Below are 24,858 nucleotides of genomic sequence, written 5' to 3' on the forward strand. Positions count from 1 at the left end.
GGCCGGGTTACGAGCATTGCCGTCCTGCTGGCCCGGGCCGGCCTCCTCGGCCGATTACACACCGGCCGAGCACCGCCCGGATCATGCGATCCTGGCTATCGGAGCTTCCGGGGCAGCGGCACCCCCGCACACCCCGTCCCGGATCTCGAGCCGGGCGCCCTGGAAGCGCTCACGTATCCGGCGGTCGTGGGTGACCATCACCACCGCACCCCGATAGCCGGTGAGTGCCTCCTCCAGTTCTTCCACCAGCGCCGGGGACAGGTGGTTGGTCGGTTCGTCGAGCAGCAGCAAATCGACCGGATCGCTCACCAGGCGTGCCAGCTCGATCCGCCGGCGCTGCCCGTAGGAGAGGTCTCCGACGCGTATACCCAGCTCCTCCGGCCGGAACAGTCCCAACCGCAGCAGTTCGTCCGCGTGCTCCGCCGGATGCCACGGGCGTCCGTAGGCGAACGCCTGCAGCACGGTGATCTTCGTGGGCCACGCAACCTCCTCCTGTCGCAGGAAGCCCACACGACCGGTCACCCGCACCGAACCGCTGTCGGGCTCCAGTTCCCCGGCGAGCAGTCGCAACAGTGTCGTCTTCCCGGCGCCGTTGGGGCCGGTGATCAGCAGCCGCGCCCCGGCAGGGAGGCAAACCTCGGCGGCCTCGAGCCGGCCGCGCACCCGGACGCCGGTCATCTCGGCGACGGGCCCCTCCGCATCCCGCATGTGACCGTCCAGATCCGGGGCGAAATGCAGCGGGTCCGGCGGCGCGGCGACCGGGTTGCCGGTGAGCCGTTCGAGACGTTCCTTGGCATTGCGGATCCGTCCGCGCGCGCCGTGGTCACGACCGCGCGCCCGGAACGGCCCCGCCGCGAACACCGCCAGCGGAAGCTTGCGCGGAATGGCGTCCAGCCGTGCCACATTCGACTCCGCCAGGCGGCGGTTACGAGCCAGTTCCTCTTTCCATCGCTGGTGTTCTTCCACCATCCGCCGCCGTTGCGCCGCTTTGGCCCGTAGGTATCCCTCGTATCCGTCGCCGAACCGGGCGACCTGCCCGTCCGCGACCTCGAGCACCACATTCGTGATGCGTTCGAGGAAGACCCGGTCGTGCGTCACCGCCACGACAGTGCCGCGGTGGCTGCGCAGGTACCGTTCGAGCCAGCTCACCGCGGCATCGTCGAGGTCGTTGGTGGGTTCGTCGAGCAGGAGCAATTCCGGCGCGGCCGCCAGGGTGGCCGCCAGCGCGAGCCGCGACCGTTGCCCGCCGGACAGGGTGCCCAGCAGGCGGTCTCGTGCGAGGCCGGGCAGCCCGAGCCCGGCGAGCGCAGTATCCACTCGTTGGTCGGCCTGGTATCCGCCACGCGCTTCGAACCGCGCCAGCAGCTCCGCGTAGCGGCCCAGCACCGGCTCCAGCGGTCCGTCGTCGGCCAGTTCGGTTTCCACACTGCGCAAACGGTTTTCGAGTTCCCGGATATCGGCCAGCGCCAGGTCGATCGCGTCGGCGACAGTCGCGGTACCCGGCAGTGCGAGTGTTTGCGGTAGATATCCGGTCCCGCCGGGCGCCGAAACGCAGACCTCGCCGTTATCCGGCAGTTCCTGCCCGGCGAGCAGCCGCAGCAGTGTCGATTTACCGGAGCCGTTGTCGCCGACGATACCGACGGTTTCGCCGGGCCGGATCGACAGCGAGACGCGGTCCACAACGGTGCGGTCGCCGTAGCGTTTGGTGATTTCGGAGAGGGTGAGTTGAGCAGCGGTGAGCATATGTCCTCCTGTTCTCGGCACGCGGCCGTGATCACGGGAACCCACACACAGGCAATGCACCGGCCGCGGCCGGAAGGTGTGGTGGGTGAAGAACGCGGAGGCGCACTCACCTGTGGAGTGGCGCTCGACGCGTAGGGGGTGTGATTACAGGAAGAACAACAAAGTACCCATGAGGCGACTGACGCTATCGGTGAGGGACCTGACTGTCAATCCCTGTTCCGATTCGCCTGGGCAGGCGCGCAGCGGCCACCGCTGCCACTGGGGTCTAAGAGCTGCGCATATGCCGACGCGCCCAGCTCCCGAAGTCGGTGAGCGGAATCCCCAGAGCCCGCGCGAATTCCGGTCGCGCCGGCTGACCCTCGACGTTCATGAACGCATGGGAGGCGCCCATCGGGGGCATACCGGCGGCCACTGCCTGCTCCTCGGTCATATCCGGGGCGGTCAGCGGCGTACCGAGGACTTCCGAGAGGACCGCGGCGATTTCGGTCATCGACAGATAGTCGCTTGCCAGCTCCAGTTCCACCCGATCGAATCGTTCGGGGTCGGCGACGGCCGCGGCTGCCGCCCGACCGATATCGGCCACCGCGGCCAGCGACAGCCGCGTATCCGGTTTCAGCACACTCACCAAACCACCCGAAATCCCGCGAGGAAAGAGGAAAGCCATTTCGGGAAGAAAATTCTCCATGAAGAAACCCGGTTTGATAATGGTCCACCGGGCGAAACCGGCAGCGCGAACCTGCTCTTCGATGGCGTGTTTGGTGTTCATCGACGGCGCGGCCGCAGCCCCGCGGCCCTCCGCCCAGCCGGGTATCGCGGTATGGGGGCCCACACCGGATGCCGACGTGTACACGAACTGCGTTACCCCGGCGGCGCGCGCACTTTCCAGCAGATTGACTGCCTGGTCGAATTCCCCGGCGAAATCGAAACCCGAGTCCGTCAGCGGCGCCTGCTGTATCGAGAAGACCGCGCGGGTACCCGCCGCGGCCCGGGCGATCGAATCCCGGTCACGCAGATCGCCCGCGACCAGTTCGGCCCCCAGCTCGGCGACGGCACGTGCCGGCCCGGTGGCCGGATCGCGGACCAGTGCGCGAACGAGAATACCGGCCGCGAGCAGTGCACGGGCAGTGGCGCCCCCCTGTTTGCCGGTGGCACCGGTTACCAGAACGGGTGCGGTTTCTACGGACATCAGTTCTCCTCCATAACAACGAAACACTAAATGGCGGGGCCCGCCGTTTAGCTTTCGCTAGAATACGGCGGGGCCCGCCACTTAGCAATCCCGAGAGGAAAACCGATGCCGGATCAGCAGCAACGCGCCGACGCCCGGCGCAACTACGCGCGCATCCTCGCGGTCGCCGAGGCCGAGGTCGCCGCCCACGGATCCGCGGCCTCACTGGAGCAGATCGCCCGCACCGCCCGGGTCGGCTCGGCCACCGTGCGCCGCCACTTCCCCACCCGCCGCGCCCTGCTGGAAGCTGTCTCCCACGAACGCGTCGAGGTCCTGCGCATACGCGCCGGTGAACTGGCCGGCGCCACCGACGGCCGGGCGGCACTCCTGGAATGGCTGGGCGATGTCGTGACGTACTGCGTCGAGGCCCGGGGCCTGGCGGCCGCGCTGTCCTACGATCTCGAACCCGATTCACTGCACGAGAACTCGTGCGCGGCGACGATTCACGAGGCCGGCGACCCGCTCCTGCAGCGCGCGATCCGCGACGGTGCGGTCGCACCGGACACCACCATCACCGAGCTGATCACCCTCATCATCGGCATCACTCTGGCCACCGAATCCCTCTCCGACCCCGCCGGCCGCGCACACCGCCTGTTCCGGCTCGCCATCACGGGATTGAGCCCGCGGCGCTGAAGCGCTCCGGCGCCGGAACCCGGCCGGGCTCAACTCGTCCGGCGTCGCACCTCCCGCTCGCAGGCCTGCGAGAAATCTCCCGGATCGAATCCGAGTACCAGCCCGATCGCCTCCAGCGACCGCCGCGACAGCTTCCCACCTCGTTCGGCATACATGGTCGTACCCGGCAGCAGGAACGCCGCATTGTCGAGCTCCAGACAGGTGAGACCGGCTACTCGGCGTTCCAGTGACAACTGTTCGCCGACCACCATGTCGGTCGCGGCGAGAAGTTCCCGGTCGTCCATGTCCACGCGTCCAGTGTGAACCTGCTCACCATCCGTCATCCAACGTTTGCCGATGTTGCCGGAAACTTCCTCCTGCTGCGGACAAGGCCGGTCTGCACCACCTGGAACAGCTCGAGGCCGGGCCGGCTGCCGTTCGACTCGATGGCCGGCCGAGCGGTTTCCGGCTGCCACTCCGGCAACCGGCGAGCCGATCCGCACAACCGATCGGGCGTGACGGATTCCGCCGAGATCGACGACCGGCGATCACGGCGGCCCCTACGCTTGACCCCATGCCACTCGTTGCCGGTGTCGATTCATCCACGCAGTCGTGCAATATTGTTGTTCGCGATGCCGAAACCGGCGCGTTGCTGCGGCAGGGTCGCGCGGCCCATCCCGCAGGCACCGAAATCGACCCCATGCACTGGTGGTCCGCATTCGAGCGCGCCGCAGTCGCGGCCGGTGGACTCGCCGATATCGACGCCCTCTCGGTCGCCGCCCAGCAGCACGGCATGGTGTCCCTTGCCGAGGAGGGCAGCTATGTCCGGCCCGCGCTGTTGTGGAACGACACCGGTCGGCGGCGGCGCAACAACTCGTCGCGGAGCTGGGCGGCGCCCAGGCGTGGGCCGACGCGGTCGGTGTCGTACCGCTCGCGGCGATCACGGTGGCGAAACTGCGCTGGCTCGCCGACAACGAGCCCGCTGCGGCCGATCGGACGGCGGGCGTCTGCCTGCCCCACGATTGGCTGAGCTGGCAGCCGGCCGGCGCCGGGAGCATCGATTCGATCGTCACCGATCGCGGCGACGCGAGCGGAACCGGCTACTACGCCACGGCCACGGACCGGTACCGGCCCGATCTGATCGAACTCGCCTTCGCCACCCGGCGGCCGGTGCTGCCCCGGGTGGCCGCACCGAACGAAATCACCGGTGCCGCCGCAAGAATTGCGCCCGGCGCGGCACCGGGGCCCCGGGACCGGCGACAATGCTGCCGCGGCCCTCGCACCGGACGCTCGCGAAGACGAGGTGATCGTCTCTATCGGGACCTCGGGCGTCGTCTCAGCGATCAGCTCGACCATCGCCGATGACGCGTCGGGTGCGGTGGCCGCGTTCGCCGATGCCACCGGCAGGCAGCTCCCGCTGCTGTGCACCCTCAACGGCGCACCGGTCCCGGACGCGATGGCCGGACTGCTCGGTGTCGATCACGAGCGTCTCGCCGAGCTGGCGCTGAACCGGAGTGCCTACTGTTCGATGCCGCAGCGCCGAGATCGGGGCGCCGCCATCGAGCTTGCGAAGTAGGAACCGACCACAAGCGCTTCGCCCGCCAGTACTGCCGGGCCCGCTCAGGGAACTGGGCGCATAAGCATTCGACGGCGATTATCCATGAGAACCAAGCAGGGTACGTGACACCACAGGCACATGCCCAAGAGCGGACGTGCAAGGGTTTCTTGTCCCCGACCGCCCCGCACGCAGAACACATACGGGTCGAGGGAAAGAACCGATCCACCCTGGCGAACCTCCGCCCGTACCGGGCGGCTTTCTCCTCCAGCATGCGGGTGAACATGCCCCACCTCCCGGCGTGGACCGACTTCGCCGACCGGGTACGGGACAGACCTTTCACCCACAAGTCCTCGATCACCCACGCCGGGATATGAACGCCGTACGAAACATTCTCGCCGCTGGACGAGCGGAGAGCGTAAACGCCTACGGAGGGGCAGCAAGTCCGGCCGCGTGAGCGGAAGGCACGCCCCTGTGAAACAGGAACCCACTGAGCGCCCGACCAGGGGGCTGGTAGGAATCCTCGCCCTTCCGGGCGAGTAGGACGTCAATCGGCTGACGCGGCCGCCACCGTCGTATGCGCGCCGTTGTCGTGCAGCGACCGCAATGCGGCCAGGTATGCGGCGACGAAGGCCGGTTCGTCGCCGAGGTCCCCGAATACGGCGCGTTCGGTGAGGAATGCCGTGGGTTTCGCGTGCTGCTTCCGGGCCAGCGCGCCGAGTCGCTCCCGCAGCGGGTCGACGATATCGATCGGCTCGCCCTGTTCGTCCACGCCCTCGGCATACCTGGCCCAACCGGCGACCACCGTTGCGGCACAGGTGATGTCACCACCGTCGCGTAACCGGCGGCGCACCACCGGCAGCAGCCATTTGGGGATTCGGTCGGAGGAATCGGCGCACAGGCGGGCGAGAGTATCGCCGATGGCGGGGTTGGCGAACCGTTCGATCAGGGTGCGCTTGTACACGTCCAGGTCGACGCCGGGCACCGGGCGAAGGGTCGGTGTCGCCTCGGTATCCATGTACCGCAGCAGGAATCGCTCGAATACCGGATCCTGGGCGGCCTCGTGGACCAGCCGGTACCCGCTGAGATAGCCGAGGTAGCCCAGCGCCTGATGGCTCGCGTTCAGCAGGCGCAGCTTCATCAGCTCATAGGGTGCGACATCGGCAACGGTCTGGACACCCACCTTTTCGTAGGCGGGTCTGCCGAGGGGGAATGCGTCCTCCAGCACCCATTGGGTGAACGGTTCGGTCACCACCGGCCAGCTGTCGTCGATACCGTAGCGTTGCGCTACCTCCGCTGCCGTTCCGGCAGTCGAGGCCGGGGTGATCCGGTCGACCATGGAATCGGGGAACGCGCCGTTGTGCTCGATCCAGTCCGCCAGGTCCGGATCGCGTAGCCGGGCGAACGCGGTGAAGACGGTCCGGGCGATCTGCCCATTACCTTCGATATTGTCGCAGGACATGATCGTGAACGGCGCCAGTCCACGCTCCCGGCGCCGGGCCAGCGCTTCGACGACCAACCCGAAGGTGGTCGCCGGGACGGCCCCGGGTGCGAGGTCTGCGACGACCGCCGGGTTGTGCGCATCGAATTCACCCGTCGCCGCCGAGAAGTTGTAGCCGCCTTCGGTGATCGTCAGCGAGACGATGCGGGTGCGTTCGTCGGCGAGTTTCGCCAGTACGGCCTCCGGATCGTCGGGCGCGTACAGGTATTCCACGATCGACCCGACGACCCGGGTTTCCCAGGTTCCGTCGGGATGGGTGACCGACAGTGTGTACAGGCAGTCCTGCTCGTACATGACATCGCGCATCCGCCGATCGGATGGAAGGACTCCGACCCCGCATATCCCCCAGTCCCGGCCCTCGCCGAGTTCGAGCAGCCGATCCAGATACATCGCCTGATGGGCCCGGTGGAATCCGCCGACACCGAAATGTACGATGCCGGCTTCGATTCCGGATCGGTCGTAGGACGGTACCGAGACGACCTCGGCGAGTTGCCCGATCGCCGCGGCGCACAACCGCACCGGTCCGGACAGCACGGACTGTCCTTGCATCGCATTCCTTCCCGAGCTTTCCGAACCCACCCGTCAAGCCCTCCGGCAGATTTCTGTTGTGTACGTCACAACCGGAATGCTACCTTGTGTGAGCACCCGTTCACGGTCTGATCATCTGCTCACAAGCGTAACGGCTCACCGCGCGGCTCCGCTGGACGCCGCCGGCGAACCTGCCCGATCCGGCCGCCGACAGGCCCGCTCACCGAGGAGTGCCCGTGACCACCGAGCCGCCCCGCCCGCTCGCATCCGAAGATGTCCGGCTGGCACTACGCGCGGCCACCCTGTATCACCTGGAGGGCGCAACCCAGGCCGAGATCGCCGCGAAACTCGGAGTATCGCGGCCCACGGCGGGCCGGCTCATCGCCCGGGCTCGCGCGCAGGGACTGATCCGGATCGAGATCAGCGTTCCGGACGAGCTCAGCGCCACCGTGCACACCGAACTCGAACGCGAACTCGAGCGGATCTTCGGCCTCACCGAAGCCGTCGTCACCCACGCGGTACCCGACGGCTCACCGGCCGGGTACTACGCGCTGGGCCGGGCCGCGGTGGGCGTGCTCGCGCGCCGGCTCCGCGAACGCGACACCCTCGGCTTCACCTGGGGGCCGGAGACCGTCGCCGTGGCGCAGGCGCTCAGACCACGATCGGCGCGCTGCGCGACTGTCGTCCAACTGGACGGGTCGATGACCACCACGGACTATCAAACCGGTGTCGACTTCACCCTCGGCACCTGCGCGCAACTGTTGCAGGCCGAACCGGTCCGGCTGCACGCGCCGCTGTACGCCGACGCGGCGACGGTCACCGCGCTGCACAACGATTCGCTGATGAGCCGTGCACTCGAGATCGGCCGCAATGCCGATGTGATGATCTTCGGAATCGGGCCGGTCTCCACGGCGACGACGCTGTTCGAGGGCAGCTATCTCGATACCGCCCTGCTGGACGAACTACACAGACTGGGTGCCGTCGGAGAAATGGGCGGACGGTTCTACACCCGCGAGGGCGCCGATATCGAGGGTTCACTCACCGCCCGCACCGTATCGGTTCCGCTCGGCGCGGTACGCGCATGCCCGGCCACCGTGCTGGTATCCGGCGGTGAATCCAAGCACGAGGCGATTCTCGGTGCACTCAACGCAGGCCTGGCCGACATCGTGGTCACCGATATCGATACCGCGCGGTGGCTGGTAGAACACAAGGAGGCAGCGCCCCGATGAGGATTCGTTCGAAATATCTCGCCGCCGCGATCGCGGCGACGCTGACGCTGACCTTGTCCGGTTGCGCGGGCGCCGGCTCGTTCGTCGGCGGGGGCGCCGACGCGGTGACCATCGCGATCATCTCGAACTCGCAGATGCAGGACGCCATCGCCCTGTCCGACCGCTTCGAACGCGAGAACCCCGGGATCGAACTGAAATTCGTCTCGCTGTCGGAGAACGAGGCCCGGGCCAAGATCACCGCATCGGTCGCCACCGGCGGCGGCGAATTCGATGTGGTGATGATCAGCAATTACGAAACCCCGCAGTGGGCGGAAAACGGCTGGCTCACCGATCTTTCCGAATACGCCGACCGTACACCGGGCTACGACGAAGAAGATTTCATCCCCACGCTGCGCCGGTCATTGTCCTACGAGGGCAATATGTATTCGGTGCCGTTCTACGGTGAATCGTCGTTCCTCATGTATCGCAAGGACCTGTTCGAACAGGCCGGCTTGGAGATGCCGGCCGAACCTACTTGGGAGCAGGTGGCCGGATACGCCGCCGCCCTCGACGCACCCGGCGCGACCTCCGGTATCTGCCTGCGCGGCAAACCCGGCTGGGGCGAAATGCTCGCCCCGCTCAACACGGTGATCAACGCCTTCGGTGGACGCTGGTACGACGAGAACTGGAACGCGCAGCTCACCAGCCCCGAGACCGTGCGGGCGGTGCAGTTCTACGTCGATCTGGTCCGTAGCCACGGACAGTCGGGCGCGGCCACGAGCGGATTCAGCGAATGCGCAACACAGCTGGCCCAGGGCCGCACGGCCATGTGGTACGACTCGACCGCCGCGGTATCGGTCCTCGAGGATCCCGCGGCGAGCCGGGTCGTCGGCAAGATCGGCTACGCACCCGCGCCCGCCGCGGTGAAATCCGATACCGGCTGGCTGTATTCCTGGTCGCTCGGCATCCCGACCACCAGCGACAAACCCGACGCGGCCTGGAAATTCGTGTCGTGGATGACCGATAAGGACTATCTCGAGATGGTCGGTACCGAGCTCGGCTGGGAACGGGTGCCGCCGGGAAGCCGGCTGTCGACCTATGCGATTCCGGAGTACGAGCGGGCAGCCGCCGCCTACGGACCGCCCACCCTGGCGGCGATGGAGCAGGCCGATCCCGAGAACCCGACGGTCGCACCGGTTCCGTATACGGGCGTGCAGTTCCTGACTATTCCGGAGTTCCAGGATCTCGGTACCCGGGTCAGTCAGCAGATCAGCGCCGCGATCGCCGGACGAATCAGTGTCGGCGACGCTCTCGAACAGGCGCAGCAGTACGCCGAGGTCGTCGGCGAGACCTACCGGGAGGCGCAGTAGCCATGTCGAGTACCACCACAGCAGAGGCTCCCCCGGCCGACCCAGGCCCCGAGAAGGCGATACCGCCGTCGGGACGCCGCGCCGTCTCCCGCGCGGAAGGCTGGCGCCGCCGCGGGCCGCTGCTGCCCGCGCTGATATTCATGATCGTCGTCACCCAGATCCCGTTCCTGGTGACGGTCTACTATTCGACCCAATCGTGGAACCTGGTACGTCCCGGCTCCCAGGAGTTCAACGGTCTCGACAACTACGTCGACGTCTTCTCCGACAGCCAATTCCGCACCGTGGCACTGAACACGGTGCTCATGATCGCCGGTACCGTCGTGATCTCGGTGATCCTCGGGCTGCTGCTGGCCTTGCTGCTGGACCGGAAGTTCTTCGGGCGCGGAATCGTGCGCACACTGCTGATCACCCCGTTCCTGGTCACGCCGGTCGCCGCGGCCTTGATCTGGAAGACGACCATGCTGGACCCGGTCTTCGGCCTGGTCAATTTCGCTCTGCAACCGTTCGGTGTCGGCGAGATCGACTGGATCAGCCGGTTCCCGCTCCCGGCGGTGATGGCGAATCTGGTCTGGCAGTGGACACCGTTCATGATGCTGCTCATCCTCGCCGGGTTGCAGTCCATGCCCCGCGATATCGTCGAGGCGGCCCGGGTCGACGGTGCCGGCGCGCTCGCGATCTTCCGCGAGCTGACCCTGCCGCATCTGCGCCGCTTCATCGAACTGGGCGCCGTCCTCGGCGCGATCTACCTGGTCAACACCTTCGATGCCGTGTACATGATGACCGCTGGCGGGCCGGGTGTGGCCAGCGCGAACCTGCCCTACTACATCTATCAGCGCGCGTTCCTCGGCTTCGATATCGGGCAGGCAGCCGCCATGGGCGTGGTCACCGTGGTCGCGACCATCATCGTCTCGACCCTGGCGCTGCGCCTGATCTTCAAGAGTTTCACCGGGAACGAGGAGGCGGCCTGATGAGTACCGCTGCTACCGCACGTATCGACGACACCGCGGCGACACCGGTGCGGCCCACCCGGCGCCGGGCCCGTGACTCGGTATGGGCGGTCCTGGCCTGGGTGATCGCGCTCGGCTTCTTCTTTCCCGTCCTCTGGATGGTGCTCACTGCCTTCAAAGAGGAAGGCGACGCCTATACGGATCCGCCGAAACTGTTCTTCACCCCCACGCTGCAGCAGTTCCGCGACGTCCTGGACAGCGGTATCGGCACCACTCTACTGAATTCTGTTTTCGCGACAGGTATCTCGACACTTCTGGTCTTGCTGCTGGGAATCCCGGCCGCGTTCGCCCTGTCCTTGCGGCCGGTGCGTAAAACCAGGGATGCGCTGTTCTTCTTCATCAGCACCAAAATGCTGCCGGTGGTCGCGGCGATCATTCCGCTGTACGTGATCGTCGGCGATATCGGGATGCTCGACAATATCTGGACACTGGTCATCCTGTACACGGCCATGAACCTGCCGATCGCGGTGTGGATGATGCGCTCGTTCTTCCTGGAGGTTCCCGGCGAACTACTCGAAGCCGCCGGTATGGACGGCGCCGGCCTGTGGACCTCGGTCCGCGAAGTGATCCTGCCACTGGTGTCGCCCGGAATCGCCGCCACCGCGCTGATCTGCATCATCTTCTCCTGGAACGAATTCTTCTTCGCGGTGAACCTGACGGCCGTTCAGGCGCAGACCGTCCCGGTGTTCCTGGTCGGTTTCATCACCGGTCAGGGCCTGTACTGGGCGCAGCTCTCGGCGGCGGCGGTGCTGACCGCATTACCCGTGGTACTGGCCGGGTGGATCGCGCAGAACAAACTCGTGCGCGGCCTGTCGTTCGGCGCGATCAAATAACCTCCCCGCCTTGCAGAGTCAGGAGTAACCGTTATGGCCGAGATCTCGTACAAGAACGCGTCGTGCGTCTACCAGGGCGCCGAACAGCTCGCGGTCGATTCGCTGAATCTCGATATCGGCGACGGTGAATTCGTCGTCCTGGTCGGCCCCTCCGGATCCGGGAAGAGCACAGCCCTGCGAATGCTCGCCGGGCTCGAGGAAATCGACGGCGGCACCATCACGATCGACAACGAAGATATGGTCGGTGTGGCTCCGAAGGACCGGGATATCGCGATGGTGTTCCAGAATTACGCGCTGTATCCGAACAAAACGGTCGGTGAGAACATGGGCTTCGCGCTCAAAATGCGCGGTATACCGCACGAAGAACGTAAACGCCGCGTCGCCGAGGCCGCGAAACTCCTCGACCTCACCGAATACCTCGACCGCAAACCGGGCAAGCTTTCGGGCGGGCAGCGGCAACGAGTCGCCATGGGCCGCGCCATCGTCCGCGAGCCGCGGGTGTTCTGCATGGACGAACCACTCAGCAACCTGGATGCAAAGCTCCGGGTCCAGACACGCACTCAGATCGCCGCACTACAGCGCCGCCTCGGTACCACCACCGTCTACGTCACGCACGACCAGGTGGAGGCCATGACGATGGGCGACCGGGTCGCGGTGCTGAAATCCGGCCGGCTCCAGCAGTTCAGCACGCCGACCGAACTGTACGACCGCCCCGCGAACGCCTTCGTCGCCGGATTCATCGGCTCCCCCGCCATGAACCTGTTCACCGCGCCCCTCACCACCGGCGGAGTCGAGGTCGGGACGACCACCCTCGAACTGCCCCGCGCCGCCATGAGCCGGCTGGCCGAAGCCGGCCTGGAGCGTGTCACGGTCGGGATTCGCCCGGAACAGCTCGAATTGCGCAAGGACGGCATCGGCTTCGCTGTGGTCGTCGAGCTGGTCGAGGAGCTGGGCAGCGAATCCTACGTCTACGCACGCGGCACCAGCGGAACCACCCCCGCGCCGAACGGAGTACCGATCACCTTCGTCGCCCGGTCGGCGAGCAGGTCCCCGGCGAAACTCGCGGAGAACGCGACGATGGCGGTCCGCCCGGACGCCACCGTCCACGTCTTCCATCCGGTATCCGGCGAACGCATCGGGGACTGACAGCGTGTCCGATGACCGGCGGGTTATCGGACACCGCTCTCCGGGCGACGTCGGTTCACGTCCCGAACGCACGGGCGCCGCCGTGGCCGGATAGCGATCCCCCGGCCGCCGTGATGCCGGCGGACCGTCAGCTCCGGTCCTGATCGGACCCGGTCCCGAGCTCGCGGATCCGCTCGGCCGCCATGCCCAACCGCTTCTTGCGCGCGGCCGCATCGGATTCCTTCAGCTCCTCGTAGATCTCCTCGTCGGCATCGCTGAACCGCAGCACCACCCGGGGGATACTCAGGGTGACGATCAGCGACGGCCACACCAGCCAGGCGTAATCCCAGTCCACCACCAGCTGCAGAACGAGAAAAGCGACCAGTGTCGCGCCGATGATCAGCCAGTCCAGCGATTCGACCAGCGCACCCCGGCTACGCAGCGTCGTGAGCTCGGCCTCGGCGGAACCTGCCGGTATCGCAGGCAGCGCTTCCGGCTCGGCGGCAACCACACGCACTCGCCCGTCCACGTTCTCCAACGGCACGCCACCCGGCAACCCGCGAAACGGCTCGCTCGCGGCCCCCAGGGTGCGAGCCACCGCGATCTCACCGGAGCGGTCGTAGAACTCGTCTGTACTCAGCCGTCCGGCCGCATAGTGCTCGGCCAGCACGTTGAGCGCATGCAGCCGATCGCCATCGCCGAGCCTGAGATCATCGGGCGGGACTTCGCCGGTCATAACGATTCTCCGAACCTCGGGAACAGCACAGGTATAGCGTCCAGTCTAGGCACAACAGATTCTCCGCATCACGGGCAATGCACACCATCCGGGCAGAATCCGGGCGCACGGCACCGATCCGACAGCACCACCGGACAACACCGCCGCGCCATCGTTCGTGTGTTCATCCCTCTATTGCCGGAGCCTATCGCCGCCTCCGCAGTTTCACCGAGGTTCGCGAGTCCCTTTGTGACGTTTCCCAGGACGGCCGCCCGATAGATCCCGCAGGCGGCCACGTCGCCCGGTGGCGGCCCGCGAATCGGCGGCCGGAGGCCGGTGAGTTGTCCGGGCGATCTGCGCTATATCCGGATACCGTCGCGGATCGATCGCGTCTCATCGGATGCCGGTGCGTGCAGTAAACCGTCCCACGCATCGATGAGTGACGACAGCTCGGCTCGGCCAGGCACCGTGCCGGACCGGTTGTAGCGGGCCAGGGTGTGCAGCGCGCTCTCGTACACCATGCCGATACGCTGCCGCCGGAGCTCTTCCGGCAGTTCCGCGAGTGCCGTGTGCAGGGCACGGTCGACCCCGAAACCGCTGTCCGTCATCGCCGGGTCCACAGAACGGAAACTGTGTGCCAGGATTTCGGTTTCCATCAGCCGGTCGAGCAGGCCGACGTAATTGTTGCCGTCGCGCAGCGTATTCGCCAGCGGCTGCACCAGGATCCATAACGCGGTCCGCGTCGTCGGTGCGCCACCGTCGGCGATCGACCGCGCGGCCAGCGCGTCCCGATCGGCGCTGATCGCGGGCAGTCGATGCGCGAAAATCGCGCGCAACAGATTCTCCTTGGAACCGAAGTAGTACCCGATGACCGAGGCGTTGTGCTGCCCGGCGGCGGCGCGGATATCGGCGAGGGTGACACCGTCGTATCCCCGGCGCGCGAACAGGCGCTCGGCTGTTTCGATCAGGAGTACCCGGGTTCCCTCCCCAGCGCTGTAGCGGCCGCGTTTGGCGGTCATGGGCGTCACCCTACCGCCCCCGCAACGGTTTCCGCCTACCCGGCGGGGACCGCTGCGCGGGGTTCAGGCAAGCAAAGAATCATCGGGATCGCATTCGTTCTCAAATTAATGCGTGCCGATTACTTTGACCTTCGGCCCGCTTCCGGCCCGACCCGATCCGGGGCCGACCCACCGTTCGACCGTCAGGAGACCACCGTGACCACCACCGAGCGTCGTCCCGTCACCGCCGCCGATATCTACGCCGCCGGCGGTATCACCGTCACCAAGCTGGGTGAGAACATCGGCGCGCTGATCGAAGGCGTCCATATCTCGGGCGATATCAGCCGCGACACCGCGTTCGCCATCCGCTACGCGCTGGCCACCGACAAGGTGGTGGTTTTCCGCGGGCAGCACCATGTCGACGACGAGACCCAATACCGGTTCGCCTCGACGCTGGGATCACCCACCACCACCCATCCGACCCTCACCTCCGAGGACAACCGGACGCTGGTGATCGAAGGGGCCGCGAACAGCTGGCATACCGATGTCACCTTCATCGACCGTATCCCGAAGGCCTCCATCCTGCGCGCCGTGGATATCCCGCCCTACGGCGGCGCGACCACCTGGGCCTCCACCACCGCGGCCTACAACCAGCTGCCCGAACCGCTCAAAGCACTGGTCGAGAAGTTGTGGGCGGTGCACAGCAACGAATACGACTACGCCGGTGTGCACGCCGACGCCAAAGCCCGGGGTATCGCCGCATCGAACCATATGCAGAACTTCACCCGCATCGTGTTCGAAACCGAGCATCCGGTGGTGCGGATTCATCCGGAGACAGGTGAGAAGTCGCTACTGCTGGGCCATTTCGTGAAGAACTTCGTGGGCCTGAAAACGTCGGAATCGGCGGCGCTGTTCCAGCTGCTGCAGGACCGCATCGTCCGCCTGGAGAACACCTTGCGCTGGGCCTGGACCCCGGGCGATCTGGTGATCTGGGACAACCGCGCCACCCAGCACTACGGTATCGCCGATTACGGCGACCACAAGCGCAGTGTGCACCGGGTAACACTGGCCGGCGATATCCCGGTCTCGGTGGACAACGAGCCCAGCCGTATCCGCACCGGCGACGCCTCGCATTTCTCGATCGTCGATCCCGTCGATCGTTTTCCCGGGTTCGACGCCTGAACCATCCGCCCGAACGGACCGGTTCCGCATCCCGCGGGGCCGGTCCGCCCGGCCTCGAAAGGACGTCCCGTGCTCAGCCGTACCGCGCCCGCACGCCCCCTTGCGGTTTTCGCCCTGTGCCTGGCTGCGATCCTCGCCGTGGCCGGGTGCCGGTCCGCGGTGGAGCAGGCAGCCTCCGGTGCCGGTACCGAGGCCACCGAGGGCGGGGTGCTGCGGATCGGCGACGCCGGCGATCTCACCCCGGCCGATCTTCACGCTGCTGCGCCTGGTCCCGGGCGATCCCGCACTGATCCTGGCCGGACCGGATTCCTCGCCGGAAGCGCTGGCGGCGTTACGGGACGAGCTGGGTCTCACCGGCTCGACGGCCAGGATCCGGCCGTCCTGTCTCCGCGCCGGTTACGCGCGCTGCGCCGGGATATCGCGGTGGTGCCACAGGATCCTGCCACCTCCCTCGATCCCCGTCTCACGATCGCCGCCAGTATTCGCGAGCCCCTCGACGTGCACAAGGCCGGCACACCGGGCGAACGCCGGCAGCGAGTTCTCGATCTCCTCGACGCCGTACGCCTGCCCGCCGCCTTCGCCGGCCGATTACCGCACCAGCTTTCCGGCGGGCAACGCCGGCGGGTCGCCTTGGCCCGGGCCCTCGCCCTGCGCCCGCGCCTGCTCATCGCCGATGAACCCACCAGCGCCCTCGACGTCTCCGTCCAGGCCGAAGTCCTGTCGCTGTTCACCGATATCCAGCGCGACCTGGAGTTCGCCTGCCTGTTCATCAGCCACGATCTGGCAGTGGTGCATCGGATTGCCGACCGGGTCGCGGTGCTGCGCTCCGGATCGGTACTGGAAGTGGGCCCGGTCGGCACCGTATTCACCACCCCGCGCCGAGCGCATACCCGCGCTCTCGTCGCCGCCGTGCCCTCGCCCGACCCTGCCCGCCGTCCGGCGGCGACAGAGTTGCCGGCCGTCGCGGTGTGATCACCACGGCCGTGAGGCCGCCTGAGCTCCGGCAGCCGGTGGCCGGCGGTCACCGGCGCCTCACGTCGGCCGGCTTCGCGGCGGCGCAGGCCGCGTTGATGCCGTTGGGCCGGTATCGGTGCTGTCGATCGCCGGCGCATCGGCACGTTGTCCACTGTCCGGACAGAAGCCGAGGCGGCCGGGACTGTTCCCGGCCGCGGCGAGCAGGTAGCGGCGCTTGTTCAGTCGGCGGCGGTGAGCGCGCGGAGCACGACCTCACGGGTGCCGGCGGGATCGATCACATAGTCGATCTCGCCGACTGTCGCCACGCTGAGGGCCTTACCTCGTTCGTAGAATCCCGGCCACGCTCGCCGCACCGGCGCACGCCCATCAGCGGCCACAGCGAAAGCACTGTCCCACTCCAGGGCACGGCCGCTCGACAGTGGCGGCCACGGACAGGAAGGATGAGCGGGTGGTCAGCCGCCGAGATCAGATCAAACGTGTTGCCGCCGGGCTGTTCGTCGAGAACGGAGTGGCGGGCACCAGCGTCCGGGATATCGCCGAAGGGGTCGGCATGCTGTCCGGCAGCCTCTATCACCATTTCCCGTCGAAGGATGCGATCGCCTTCGCGATACTCGACGATTTCCTGACCGATCTGAACTCCCGCTACCGCTCTGTACTGCCCCATGTGAGCGGGATGCGGGAGGAACTGCGCGCGCTGGTCTACTCGTCGATCGAGATCGCCGAGATGCATCCGTATGCCACCGAGATCTACCAGAACGAAATGTCGTACCACGGGCCGGGCGCGCCCGACGCGATCGCGGAGGCGGTGCGTACGGCACATACGTTCTGGATCGATGCCGCCACCCGGGCGAGCGCGAGCGGGGAACTACGCGCCGGGCTCGACCCGGTCGATTTCGCCCGGATGTTGCGGGAAGGCGTGTGGTGGTCGATCCGGTATCACCGCGAGCACCTGTCGGAACGGCGCGACGAGGTGACCGACACCGTGGTGGCGGCTTTTGTCGACGGCGGCGCCTCCCCGGTGACCGTCGCGAGCAGCAGTCCGGACAGCGCCGACCGGCCGATCATCGACCGGCTCGACCGCATCGAGCGCCGGCTCGAAGAACTGACGAAACGCCTGGTCGACGAGCCGTAGCCGGGTCAGCACCGGTGCGGCGCATCGGTAACTTGTTGACAGAAGCAGTGGCACAGGCCACACTCTCAAGCGATCGCTTGGTTCACGCCAAGCACCTGCTTGATTGGTGGTGGTCTCATGAGACGTACCCGGGTACTCGCCTGGGTGCTGGCCGCGGCATTGTTGCCGGCGGGTTGTGCCCAGGTCCGTGAACCGGTGGACGATTACATCGTTATCGGGATGGACGAGGATTCGACCGGGCCGGGAGCGTCGTATTCGACGATCGCCGGCGATACCGTCCGCGCCGCGGTGAACCGGCTCAATGCCGACGGCGGGATCGGCGGTAAGGAGGTCCGGCTGGTGGTGGAGAACGACGAGAGCAGTCCGACGAATACGCCCTCCATCATTCGCAAACTGGTCGACCAGGGCGCCTCCGCGGTCGTCCTCGCCACGGGGAGCGGTTCGGCGTTGCAGGCCAAGCAGATTTCGCAGTCCACCGAAGTCGTCACCATCGCCCCCACCGCGCTGACCGATGCGGTCGCCGGGCCACCCGGTAACGAGTACGCGTATATGGTGCCCAATCCGCTGGCCCAGTACGCCGACGTCTACTGCGGCGCCTTCGCGGCACAGGGTAAGAAAAGGCTCGGGGTGCTGGCCGATTCCAGTCCGGCGATCGCGGGCATCCTCGATACGCTCTACCCGAAATTGCGGGAGTGCATCGATATCGTCGGTACGTCGAAGGCCGCCGTCGATGCCGCCGACCTCACCGCGGGGGTGAGCCGGTTGCTCGACAGCGACCCCGATGTGGTGCTCGTCGCGAGCGTCGGCGGTAACTTCGAACTTCTCGCGCAGAATACGGTGCACCGGCTGGCGCCCGGGTTGCAGCGCTTCTCGCTGGCATCGATCGGAAACCAGCCCCAATCGTGGAAGCTCGCGGCACCGGGATCGCTCGACGGCCTCGTGTACATGGGCAGCCTGAGCGACAGCAACCCCCGCACCGCGGAACTACAGGACTGGCTGCGCACCGTCAAGGGGCCGGACTACTCGCTGACTGCCTACGACGCGCAGGCCTACGACTCGGTGATGTTGCTGGCGCGGGCGATCGAACTCGCCGGAACCCATACCGATCGGCATCGGCTCAACGAGGCGATGCAGCAGGTCCGCGACGTTCCGGCGAGCTTCGGGCAGGCACCGCTGACCCTGTCGTTCGCGCCGGACGACCATATCGCCCCCGATTCGGCCTGCGGTCTGGTGCTGGTCGAATTCGGCCCTGACAACGTTCCCACCGGCCCCTGGCCGGAGTACCAGCCCGAATGCACGCCGAAGGGGGCCGGTCGATGACTGATCCGCAGTTGTGGCTGGCCGCCATCGAAATCGGCTGTTTCTTCGCGCTCGTCGCCTTGTCGATCTATCTGGTCGTGGTGGGTGCTTCGTTCTTCAACTTCGCCGCGGGCCCGTATGCGATGGCCGCCGCGCTGCTCGCCGGTTACGCCGCCGCGCACTGGGGTATGCCGATCCTGCTCGGCGCGATCCTCGGTATCGCGGTGGCGGTGGGGATCTCGCTGGTCACCGAGATCGTGGTGGTCCGGCCGGTGCAACGCCGCTCCGGTGGCGCCGAACTGCCGGCTCTGGTCGCCGTCACAGCGACGCTGTTCGCGATTCAGCAGCTCGCGGGCACGGTGTTCGGCCGGACCCCGGTCTCGGTGCCGAATCTGCTCGGACTGCCCGACTTCCGGGTCGGGCCGGTGGGCGTACAAGGTACGACGGCGACCATCATCCTGGTAACCGCGGTCGCGCTGGCGGCCACCGTGCTCTGGCTTCGTTCCACCGCCACGGGCCAGTTGTTACGCGCGGTCGGTGACAATCACGATGCGGCCCGGATGATCGGCGTGAATGTGCACCGGGTGCGGTTATGGGCCTTCGGCCTGTCCGGCGCCGTCGCCGGGATCGCGGGCATCATCTTCGCGGCCAAATCCGGCGCCCAGTTCACCAGCGGATTGTCGTGGACGCTCACCGGTTTCCTCGCCCTCGTCGTCGGCGGCACCGGAAAACCGTGGGCGCCCCTGATCGGCGGCCTCGCGCTCGGCTGGGTGCAGGTGTTCGGCAGTTTCTATTTCGGCGCGACCGGTAGTTCGATCGCCATCTTCCTCGTCGCTCTCGTGTTCTTCGCGTTCCGGCCCGAAGGCCTGTTCCAACGAAAGGTGCGGGTGTGATGGCTGTTGTCACGACCACCGAAACCGCTACCCCCGCCACCCGAACCGGGACGACCGCCGCGCGGACCGTCCTCGGGGAGCTGGGTATCTGCCTGGCCGTCCTCGCCGCGGTACTGCTCTGGATGGGCCCCAGCCTGTACCGGCAGGACCTGGTGTTCCTGGCCGCCACCTACGCGCTGGTGGCGCTGGGTATGTACCTGCCGTTCGTCCTGGCCGGTTCACTGTCCATGGCCTACAGCGCCTATGCGGCCATCGGCGCGTACGCCGTCGCGTACCTATCGGTGAAGCAAGGGCTTTCGCCATGGTGGGGCTGGCTCGCCGGTATGGTGATCGCCGCCGCGGTCGCGCTCGTCCTCGCCGTGGCGACCAGAAAGCTCTCCGGGTTCTACCTCGCCGCCGTCACCCTGCTGTTCGCCATCGCCTTCGAACACTGGCTCGGCGATGCCACCTCGATCACCGGCGGATCGTCCGGAATCGCGAATATTCCGGTGCCGTCGCTGTTCGGCTGGGAACCACCGCGTTACGCCCAGGTGGTGGCCGCGATCGTCTTCGTCTGCACGGTAACGGTGCTGATCGACCGGTTGCGCCGGTCGGCGTGGGGGCTGTCGCTGTCCGCGGCACGGGAGAACGCGCCCGCGGTCCAGTCCGCCGGGATCTCCCCGCCCCATCTGACCGTGGTGGCGCTGGCCGTCGGCGCGGCGATCGCGTCCACGGGCGGTGCACTTTTCACCGTCTCGGTGCAGGCGGTGACACCGGAGACCTTCGGCCTGGACCTGGTATTCCTTGCAATCTTCATGCCGATCATCGGCGGCCGCGGATCGGCGTGGGGCGCTCCCCTCGGGGCGCTGATCGTCGTGGGAGTCACGCTGAACATGCCCGGCTACCAGGGGTCGGGTGAGCTGCTGCTGGCCGTGGTCGTCCTGGTGATCCTCCTGCTCGCACCCGGCGGTGTGATCGGCTGGGCACACCGGCTGCTGCAACGGCTCATACCGTCCCGGACCATGGACAGGAGGTGACGACGATGGCATCCACAGCTCTGCTGTCCGTGACCGGGTTGACCAAACGCTACGGGGGCGTGACCGCCGTCGACGAGGTGAGTTTCGATCTGCCCGCGGGCCGCGTACTCGGCCTCGTCGGGCCGAACGGGGCGGGAAAAACCACCCTGGTCGACTGCATCGTGGGCACCCAGACCCCTGACGCGGGCACCGTGCACGTCGACGGCCGCGCCCTGCCCGAGGGGCCCGCGGCGCGCGCCCGGGCCGGGCTGGCACGTACCTTCCAGCATCCGCAGCTGGCGCTGGAATCGACCCCGGTCGAGAACATCGTGCCCGGTATCGTCGGCCGGTCGATCGGCTCCTACGGTGCCTCCCTCCTGGCGCTGCTGCGTGGACTCGCGGGCACGCCCCGGACGGTGCTCGACACGGCGGCAGCGGTGGCCACCGAGTACGGCGTCAGCACCGACCGCGTGCCCACCGGCAGTCTCGGCCTGGGCTCCCAGCGGCTGGTCGAAATCGCCCGCGCGATGGCCGCCGAACCGCGAGTGCTGCTGTTGGACGAACCTTTCGCCGGCTCCGATACCGAGGGGATCGCGGCGATCTCCCATGCCGTACACCGGGTCCGCGCGGCAGGGCATTCGGTGGTTCTGGTGGACCACAACGTCGATCTGATCGCCGAACTGGCCGATTCGGTGGTGCTGCTGGCCGACGGCGCGGTCGCGTTCACCGGCAGCCCGCAGGACTGTATGCGCAGCGCGGAAATGCAATCCGTGTACTTCGGCAGCACCGAGGAGGCCCGATGATCAGCGCCCATGGACTCACCGTCCGATACGGGAAAGCCGTCGCGGTCCGCGATGTGGCGTTCGAGGCCCGCTCCGGAGAGGTCACCGCGGTGGTGGGGCCGAACGGGGCCGGGAAGTCGAGCCTGCTGTCGGCGGTGTTCGGCAGTACCCCCGCCACCGGGACCGTCACGGTCGACGAGCACGACCTCGGCGACGCCGCGGCCCAGAAGAGGTTGCGTACCGGAGTGGCCTTCGTCCCGCAGGGCCGGCAACTGTTCCCGCGCCTGACCGTGCGGGAGAACCTGGAAATCGGGGCCCGGCTACTGGGAGCCCGCAACGACGTCCTCGAATCGGCCTTCGACCGCTTCCCCATTCTGCGCACCCGCGCGAAACAATTCGCCGGCGTGCTGTCTGGCGGCGAACAGCAGATGCTGCTGCTGGCGCGGGCCCTGCTCGTGCAGCCGCGTGCACTGCTGCTCGACGAGATGACCACCGGGCTCTCTCCGAAGATCGCCGGTGAACTGCTCGACCATGTTCGCGCACTGGCGGATTCGGGTATCACGGTGCTCGTTGCCGAACCCGCGCTGTACCGGGTGGCCCGTATCGTCGACCGCGGGTACGTCATGATCCGTGGCTCGCTCTCCGAGCCGAAGGACAGCGCCGACGCCCTCGATACCGCCTACCGGGCATCCATGGGGATGCTCGAGGAAGCTCTGTGATGGAACACGTTCCCCTAGCCGAAATCACCCCCGGGTTCACCGCGGCTCCCGAGGCCTGCACCGGATACTCCGTCAGCGACCTCGTCCGCACGTGGGCTACCACCCGCGCGGACGAACCCGCGTATATCAGCCCGGACGGCGCCACCACCTGGGCCGAATACGATCGCCTCGCCGACCGCGTCTGCGCCGCGCTGCACACCCTCGGCGATATTCCGGCGGTTACGGTGTACTTGCCCGATACCGCGCAGTTCCATGCCGCGCTCGTCGGCGCGTACCGGGCCGGGGTCCTCGCCGTCGCCGTCGGGGCCCGTTCGGGGCCGGCGGAATTGGCTCACCTGATGTCGGCGTCGGGTTCCACCGTGCTGGTGACCGCGGGCGAGAACCGCGGTGTGCCGGTTGGACAACTGGTGCAGGAGTTGCGGCTACGCGATATGACACCGGCGCATACAGTGCTGGTCGAGGGAGCGCGGGTCACCCTGGACGGCGCTGCGGCGCCGAGCGACCGGGTTCCGGATGTCCCCGGGTTCTCGGTGGACGATATCTGTCTGCTCAACAGCACCTCCGGCACCACCGGCCGACCGAAACTGGTCATGCAGACCCAGCGCCGGTGGAGCACCTTCGCCGCGATCGCCTGCCGTAACGCCGCTATGCGGCCCGAAGAGGTCGTCGCCGCATTCGTTCCCGCGCCGTTCGGTTTCGGGCTGTGGACCTCGCATTTCCTGCCCGCCCTGCTCGGCCGGCCGGCGTTGGTGATGAGCCGGTTCGATCCGGTGGTCGCGATCGATCTGATGGCCGGACATCGTGCCACGATCCTCGCCTGTGTGAGCACCCAGTTCCGGATGATGTTGCAGACACCGGACCGGGAACTGTCGCGCGCCGGCGCGCTCCGTGCCATGTTCACCGGTGGCGAGGCCGTTCCCTACGCCGAGGCCAAACGTTTCGAGGAAGCCACCGGGGCGCTGGTCCTGCAGTTCTACGGCTCCAACGAGACCGGGGCGGCCAGTGGCACCACCGTCCACGACGACGAGGAGACCCGGCTCGGCACCGGCGGGCGCCTGATTCCGGAGATGAACGTCCGCATCCTCGACGACGGGACGAACGAGGCCGTTCCGGGTATCCGGCGCGGACAGCCCGCGGTACGGGGACCGCTGATGTCCCCCGGCTACTGGAACGACGAGGCCGCGAACGCAGAATTGTTCACCGACGACGGCTGGATCCGGCTGGGCGATATCGTCGAAGTCGACGAGGGCGACCGGCTGCGCGTCGTGGGCCGGTTGGCGGATCTGATCATCCGCGGCGGGAAGAACATCTCGGCCCTCGAAGTGGAGGACTACATACGCGAGCATCCCGCCGTGGAAATGGTCGCGGCGGTGGGTGTCCCCGATCCGCTGTTCGGTGAGCGGCTCTGCGCCGCCGTCACTCTGTCCCCGGCCGCCGGGGAGTTGACCCTCGCGGAATTGAATTCCTGGTTACGCGAACAAGGGATCACCCGGGAGTACCTGCCGGAACGGTTGCGGGTGCTCGAACGGATGCCCCTGGCGCCGGGCGGCAAGATCGCCAAGGCGAAGGTCAAGCAGATCGTCGAGAGGGGTACGGACGATGCCGCCGGACAACACGACCACGGGTGAACTCGACGGTCGCACCGCAATCGTCACCGGTGCCGCACGTGGCCAGGGTCGGGCTGTCGCGCGGTCGCTGGCCCGACGGGGCGCCACCGTCCGGCTCGCAGACCTGTGCGCGCCCAGCGATACCGCCCCCTATCCCCTGGCCACCGCAGACGATCTCGCAGAAACTGCCCGCCTGATCGAGGCAGACGGCGGACTCTGCGAGACCTCCGTACTCGACGTCCGGGACGCCGCGGCCGTCACGGCATTCGCCGATTCCGCGGCCGCGCCGTCCGGCCGGATCGATATTCTCGTCACCTGCGCGGGCATCGTCGGCTTCGCGCCTGTCACCGGACTCTCCGACGCCATGTGGTCGGATATGCTCGCCACCAACCTGACCGGGACATTCCACTGTCTCCGCGCGGTCCTGCCCCATATGACCGGCGGCTGGGGCCGGATCGTCGCGATCTCCTCGATGAGCGGGCGGCAGGGCACCCCGAACCTCGCGCACTACTCCGCGTCGAAATGGGGGGTCATCGGCCTCGTCAAATCCGTCGCCCTCGAATACGCGGAAACAGGTGTGACCGCGAATATCGTCTGTCCCACCAATGTCGATACGCCGATGCTGCACAACCCAGCCCTGTATTCGCTGTTCGCCCCCGACCTCGACACCCCCGCCCGGGAAGAGGTCGAGCCCCGTTACGCGCGGATGAGCCCCATGCGGATCCCGTGGTGTCCCCCGGAGGCGATCGCCGATGCAGTCGATCATCTCGTCGGTGAATCCGGTCGCTACATCACCGGATCGGTGCTCGACGTGGGACTCGGCGGGACCGCCCGGATGCCCTGAGAGTCTCCGA

The 24,858-nt window shown here is 67.3% G+C and carries 23 protein-coding genes and 2 pseudogenes; 17 read left to right on the plus strand and 8 right to left on the minus strand.

The genetic code is table 11. The features are described from left to right. Positions 1-81: 81 nt before the first annotated feature. Both NFL01S_RS02260 and NFL01S_RS02265 read right to left on the minus strand, forming a co-directional pair. The gene (locus NFL01S_RS02260) at positions 82-1,743 is read right to left on the minus strand and encodes a TlrC/CarA/OleB/SrmB family ABC-F type ribosomal protection protein (RefSeq protein WP_062970870.1); all 1,662 of its coding nucleotides are present in this window, start codon (positions 1,741-1,743) and stop codon (positions 82-84) included. Between the two features lie 265 nt (positions 1,744-2,008). Further along, positions 2,009-2,929 (minus strand): NmrA family NAD(P)-binding protein, encoded by a 921-nt coding sequence (locus tag NFL01S_RS02265; RefSeq protein WP_062970872.1) that lies wholly within the window; start codon positions 2,927-2,929, stop codon positions 2,009-2,011. Positions 2,930-3,034: 105 nt separating this feature from the next. Between NFL01S_RS02265 and NFL01S_RS02270 the strand changes: the two genes are divergently transcribed. Beyond that, positions 3,035-3,601 carry a TetR/AcrR family transcriptional regulator gene (locus NFL01S_RS02270; protein ID WP_062970874.1) on the plus strand — a complete coding sequence of 189 codons (567 nt, stop codon included), beginning with the start codon at positions 3,035-3,037 and terminating at the stop codon, positions 3,599-3,601. Positions 3,602-3,630: 29 nt separating this feature from the next. On the opposite strand, the gene NFL01S_RS02275 is transcribed toward NFL01S_RS02270, so the two are convergent. Beyond that, positions 3,631-3,891: a hypothetical protein gene (locus NFL01S_RS02275; RefSeq protein ID WP_157116163.1), complete on the minus strand. Its 261-nt coding sequence runs from the start codon at positions 3,889-3,891 to the stop codon at positions 3,631-3,633. A 263-nt stretch (positions 3,892-4,154) separates the two neighbouring features. Between NFL01S_RS02275 and NFL01S_RS34075 the strand changes: the two are divergent. Then, positions 4,155-5,090: pseudogene (locus tag NFL01S_RS34075) on the plus strand (FGGY family carbohydrate kinase); the annotation flags it as partial. On the opposite strand, the gene NFL01S_RS36685 reads toward NFL01S_RS34075, so the two are convergent. Together NFL01S_RS36685 and NFL01S_RS02295 are read right to left on the minus strand one after the other, a co-directional pair. Continuing rightward, on the minus strand, positions 5,011-5,421 hold the full coding sequence (locus NFL01S_RS36685; RefSeq protein ID WP_281181478.1) for a zinc ribbon domain-containing protein: 411 nt from the start codon (positions 5,419-5,421) through the stop codon (positions 5,011-5,013). The pseudogene NFL01S_RS34075 and the gene NFL01S_RS36685 overlap by 80 nt on opposite strands. A 261-nt stretch (positions 5,422-5,682) precedes the next feature. After that, entirely contained in the window at positions 5,683-7,155 is a 1,473-nt protein-coding gene (locus NFL01S_RS02295) for a mannitol dehydrogenase family protein (protein ID WP_062971342.1), read from the minus strand. Positions 7,156-7,400: 245 nt separating this feature from the next. Here NFL01S_RS02295 and NFL01S_RS02300 point away from each other — a divergent pair, with 245 nt between their 5' ends. From NFL01S_RS02300 to NFL01S_RS02320, 5 genes are read left to right on the plus strand one after another with little or no spacing between them, the layout of a single operon-like run. Further along, positions 7,401-8,393 (plus strand): sugar-binding transcriptional regulator, encoded by a 993-nt coding sequence (locus tag NFL01S_RS02300; RefSeq protein WP_084492368.1) that lies wholly within the window; start codon positions 7,401-7,403, stop codon positions 8,391-8,393. Next, a complete protein-coding gene (locus NFL01S_RS02305) occupies positions 8,390-9,742 on the plus strand; it encodes an ABC transporter substrate-binding protein (RefSeq protein WP_062970886.1) in 1,353 nt (450 codons plus the stop codon). Before NFL01S_RS02300 ends, NFL01S_RS02305 begins: the two co-directional genes overlap by 4 nt. 2 nt (positions 9,743-9,744) lie before the next feature. Then, positions 9,745-10,710 carry a carbohydrate ABC transporter permease gene (locus NFL01S_RS02310; RefSeq protein WP_062970888.1) on the plus strand — a complete coding sequence of 322 codons (966 nt, stop codon included), beginning with the start codon at positions 9,745-9,747 and terminating at the stop codon, positions 10,708-10,710. Further along, the gene (locus NFL01S_RS02315; RefSeq protein ID WP_062970889.1) at positions 10,710-11,582 is read left to right on the plus strand and encodes a carbohydrate ABC transporter permease; all 873 of its coding nucleotides are present in this window, start codon (positions 10,710-10,712) and stop codon (positions 11,580-11,582) included. The genes NFL01S_RS02310 and NFL01S_RS02315 overlap by 1 nt, the downstream gene beginning before the upstream one ends. Positions 11,583-11,615: 33 nt before the next feature. Then, on the plus strand, positions 11,616-12,728 hold the full coding sequence (locus NFL01S_RS02320; protein ID WP_062970891.1) for an ABC transporter ATP-binding protein: 1,113 nt from the start codon (positions 11,616-11,618) through the stop codon (positions 12,726-12,728). Between the two features lie 127 nt (positions 12,729-12,855). Here the strand turns inward: NFL01S_RS02320 and NFL01S_RS02325 are convergent, their stop codons facing one another. Together NFL01S_RS02325 and NFL01S_RS02330 are read right to left on the minus strand one after the other, a co-directional pair. Continuing rightward, on the minus strand, positions 12,856-13,443 hold the full coding sequence (locus NFL01S_RS02325) for a DUF1707 SHOCT-like domain-containing protein (protein ID WP_062970893.1): 588 nt from the start codon (positions 13,441-13,443) through the stop codon (positions 12,856-12,858). A 338-nt stretch (positions 13,444-13,781) separates the two neighbouring features. Next, positions 13,782-14,441 carry a TetR/AcrR family transcriptional regulator gene (locus tag NFL01S_RS02330; protein ID WP_062970895.1) on the minus strand — a complete coding sequence of 220 codons (660 nt, stop codon included), beginning with the start codon at positions 14,439-14,441 and terminating at the stop codon, positions 13,782-13,784. Between the two features lie 195 nt (positions 14,442-14,636). Between NFL01S_RS02330 and NFL01S_RS02335 the strand changes: the two genes are divergently transcribed. Continuing rightward, positions 14,637-15,602: a TauD/TfdA dioxygenase family protein gene (locus NFL01S_RS02335; RefSeq protein ID WP_062971344.1), complete on the plus strand. Its 966-nt coding sequence runs from the start codon at positions 14,637-14,639 to the stop codon at positions 15,600-15,602. Positions 15,603-15,965: 363 nt separating this feature from the next. Further along, positions 15,966-16,574 (plus strand): annotated as a pseudogene (locus tag NFL01S_RS36690) (ATP-binding cassette domain-containing protein); the annotation flags it as partial. 221 nt (positions 16,575-16,795) lie between these two features. On the opposite strand, the gene NFL01S_RS35155 reads toward NFL01S_RS36690, so the two are convergent. Next, positions 16,796-16,954, minus strand: a complete 159-nt coding sequence (locus NFL01S_RS35155) for a hypothetical protein (protein WP_157116168.1) — start codon at positions 16,952-16,954, stop codon at positions 16,796-16,798. A gap of 71 nt (positions 16,955-17,025) precedes the next feature. Between NFL01S_RS35155 and NFL01S_RS02345 the strand changes: the two genes are divergently transcribed. From NFL01S_RS02345 to NFL01S_RS02380, 8 genes are all read left to right on the plus strand, one after another. Continuing rightward, a complete protein-coding gene (locus tag NFL01S_RS02345; RefSeq protein ID WP_062970899.1) occupies positions 17,026-17,709 on the plus strand; it encodes a TetR/AcrR family transcriptional regulator in 684 nt (227 codons plus the stop codon). Between the two features lie 117 nt (positions 17,710-17,826). Beyond that, positions 17,827-19,029, plus strand: a complete 1,203-nt coding sequence (locus tag NFL01S_RS02350; RefSeq protein WP_062970901.1) for an ABC transporter substrate-binding protein — start codon at positions 17,827-17,829, stop codon at positions 19,027-19,029. After that, complete coding sequence (locus tag NFL01S_RS02355) at positions 19,026-19,901, plus strand: branched-chain amino acid ABC transporter permease (protein ID WP_062971346.1); 876 nt, start codon at positions 19,026-19,028, stop codon at positions 19,899-19,901. Before NFL01S_RS02350 ends, NFL01S_RS02355 begins: the two co-directional genes overlap by 4 nt. Further along, positions 19,901-20,917 carry a branched-chain amino acid ABC transporter permease gene (locus NFL01S_RS02360; RefSeq protein WP_062970902.1) on the plus strand — a complete coding sequence of 339 codons (1,017 nt, stop codon included), beginning with the start codon at positions 19,901-19,903 and terminating at the stop codon, positions 20,915-20,917. The genes NFL01S_RS02355 and NFL01S_RS02360 overlap by 1 nt, the downstream gene beginning before the upstream one ends. 5 nt (positions 20,918-20,922) lie before the next feature. After that, positions 20,923-21,699, plus strand: a complete 777-nt coding sequence (locus tag NFL01S_RS02365) for an ABC transporter ATP-binding protein (RefSeq protein ID WP_062971348.1) — start codon at positions 20,923-20,925, stop codon at positions 21,697-21,699. Next, the gene (locus tag NFL01S_RS02370; protein ID WP_062970904.1) at positions 21,696-22,397 is read left to right on the plus strand and encodes an ABC transporter ATP-binding protein; all 702 of its coding nucleotides are present in this window, start codon (positions 21,696-21,698) and stop codon (positions 22,395-22,397) included. Before NFL01S_RS02365 ends, NFL01S_RS02370 begins: the two co-directional genes overlap by 4 nt. Further along, complete coding sequence (locus NFL01S_RS02375) at positions 22,397-24,025, plus strand: class I adenylate-forming enzyme family protein (protein WP_062970906.1); 1,629 nt, start codon at positions 22,397-22,399, stop codon at positions 24,023-24,025. Before NFL01S_RS02370 ends, NFL01S_RS02375 begins: the two co-directional genes overlap by 1 nt. Continuing rightward, positions 23,997-24,848: a mycofactocin-coupled SDR family oxidoreductase gene (locus NFL01S_RS02380; RefSeq protein WP_062970908.1), complete on the plus strand. Its 852-nt coding sequence runs from the start codon at positions 23,997-23,999 to the stop codon at positions 24,846-24,848. The genes NFL01S_RS02375 and NFL01S_RS02380 overlap by 29 nt, the downstream gene beginning before the upstream one ends. Positions 24,849-24,858: the final 10 nt, after the last annotated feature.

The organism is Nocardia flavorosea NBRC 108225 (genome assembly GCF_001613385.1).
Taxonomy (GTDB): Bacteria; Actinomycetota; Actinomycetes; order Mycobacteriales; family Mycobacteriaceae; genus Nocardia; species Nocardia flavorosea.

What these genes read in the sequence shown, in the direction of transcription:
- NFL01S_RS02325 (WP_062970893.1), bottom strand. Translation starts at nt 13,443, where the DNA reads ATGACCGGCGAAGTCCCGCCCGATGATCTCAGGCTCGGCGATGGCGAT.
- NFL01S_RS02305 (WP_062970886.1), top strand. Translation starts at nt 8,390, where the DNA reads ATGAGGATTCGTTCGAAATATCTCGCCGCCGCGATCGCGGCGACGCTG.
- NFL01S_RS02365 (WP_062971348.1), top strand. Translation starts at nt 20,923, where the DNA reads ATGGCATCCACAGCTCTGCTGTCCGTGACCGGGTTGACCAAACGCTAC.
- NFL01S_RS02360 (WP_062970902.1), top strand. Translation starts at nt 19,901, where the DNA reads ATGGCTGTTGTCACGACCACCGAAACCGCTACCCCCGCCACCCGAACC.
- NFL01S_RS02370 (WP_062970904.1), top strand. Translation starts at nt 21,696, where the DNA reads ATGATCAGCGCCCATGGACTCACCGTCCGATACGGGAAAGCCGTCGCG.
- NFL01S_RS02330 (WP_062970895.1), bottom strand. Translation starts at nt 14,441, where the DNA reads ATGACCGCCAAACGCGGCCGCTACAGCGCTGGGGAGGGAACCCGGGTA.
- NFL01S_RS02375 (WP_062970906.1), top strand. Translation starts at nt 22,397, where the DNA reads ATGGAACACGTTCCCCTAGCCGAAATCACCCCCGGGTTCACCGCGGCT.
- NFL01S_RS02270 (WP_062970874.1), top strand. Translation starts at nt 3,035, where the DNA reads ATGCCGGATCAGCAGCAACGCGCCGACGCCCGGCGCAACTACGCGCGC.
- NFL01S_RS36685 (WP_281181478.1), bottom strand. Translation starts at nt 5,421, where the DNA reads ATGTTCACCCGCATGCTGGAGGAGAAAGCCGCCCGGTACGGGCGGAGG.
- NFL01S_RS02320 (WP_062970891.1), top strand. Translation starts at nt 11,616, where the DNA reads ATGGCCGAGATCTCGTACAAGAACGCGTCGTGCGTCTACCAGGGCGCC.
- NFL01S_RS02380 (WP_062970908.1), top strand. Translation starts at nt 23,997, where the DNA reads ATGCCGCCGGACAACACGACCACGGGTGAACTCGACGGTCGCACCGCA.
- NFL01S_RS02260 (WP_062970870.1), bottom strand. Translation starts at nt 1,743, where the DNA reads ATGCTCACCGCTGCTCAACTCACCCTCTCCGAAATCACCAAACGCTAC.
- NFL01S_RS02355 (WP_062971346.1), top strand. Translation starts at nt 19,026, where the DNA reads ATGACTGATCCGCAGTTGTGGCTGGCCGCCATCGAAATCGGCTGTTTC.
- NFL01S_RS02310 (WP_062970888.1), top strand. Translation starts at nt 9,745, where the DNA reads ATGTCGAGTACCACCACAGCAGAGGCTCCCCCGGCCGACCCAGGCCCC.
- NFL01S_RS02350 (WP_062970901.1), top strand. Translation starts at nt 17,827, where the DNA reads ATGAGACGTACCCGGGTACTCGCCTGGGTGCTGGCCGCGGCATTGTTG.
- NFL01S_RS02265 (WP_062970872.1), bottom strand. Translation starts at nt 2,929, where the DNA reads ATGTCCGTAGAAACCGCACCCGTTCTGGTAACCGGTGCCACCGGCAAA.
- NFL01S_RS02315 (WP_062970889.1), top strand. Translation starts at nt 10,710, where the DNA reads ATGAGTACCGCTGCTACCGCACGTATCGACGACACCGCGGCGACACCG.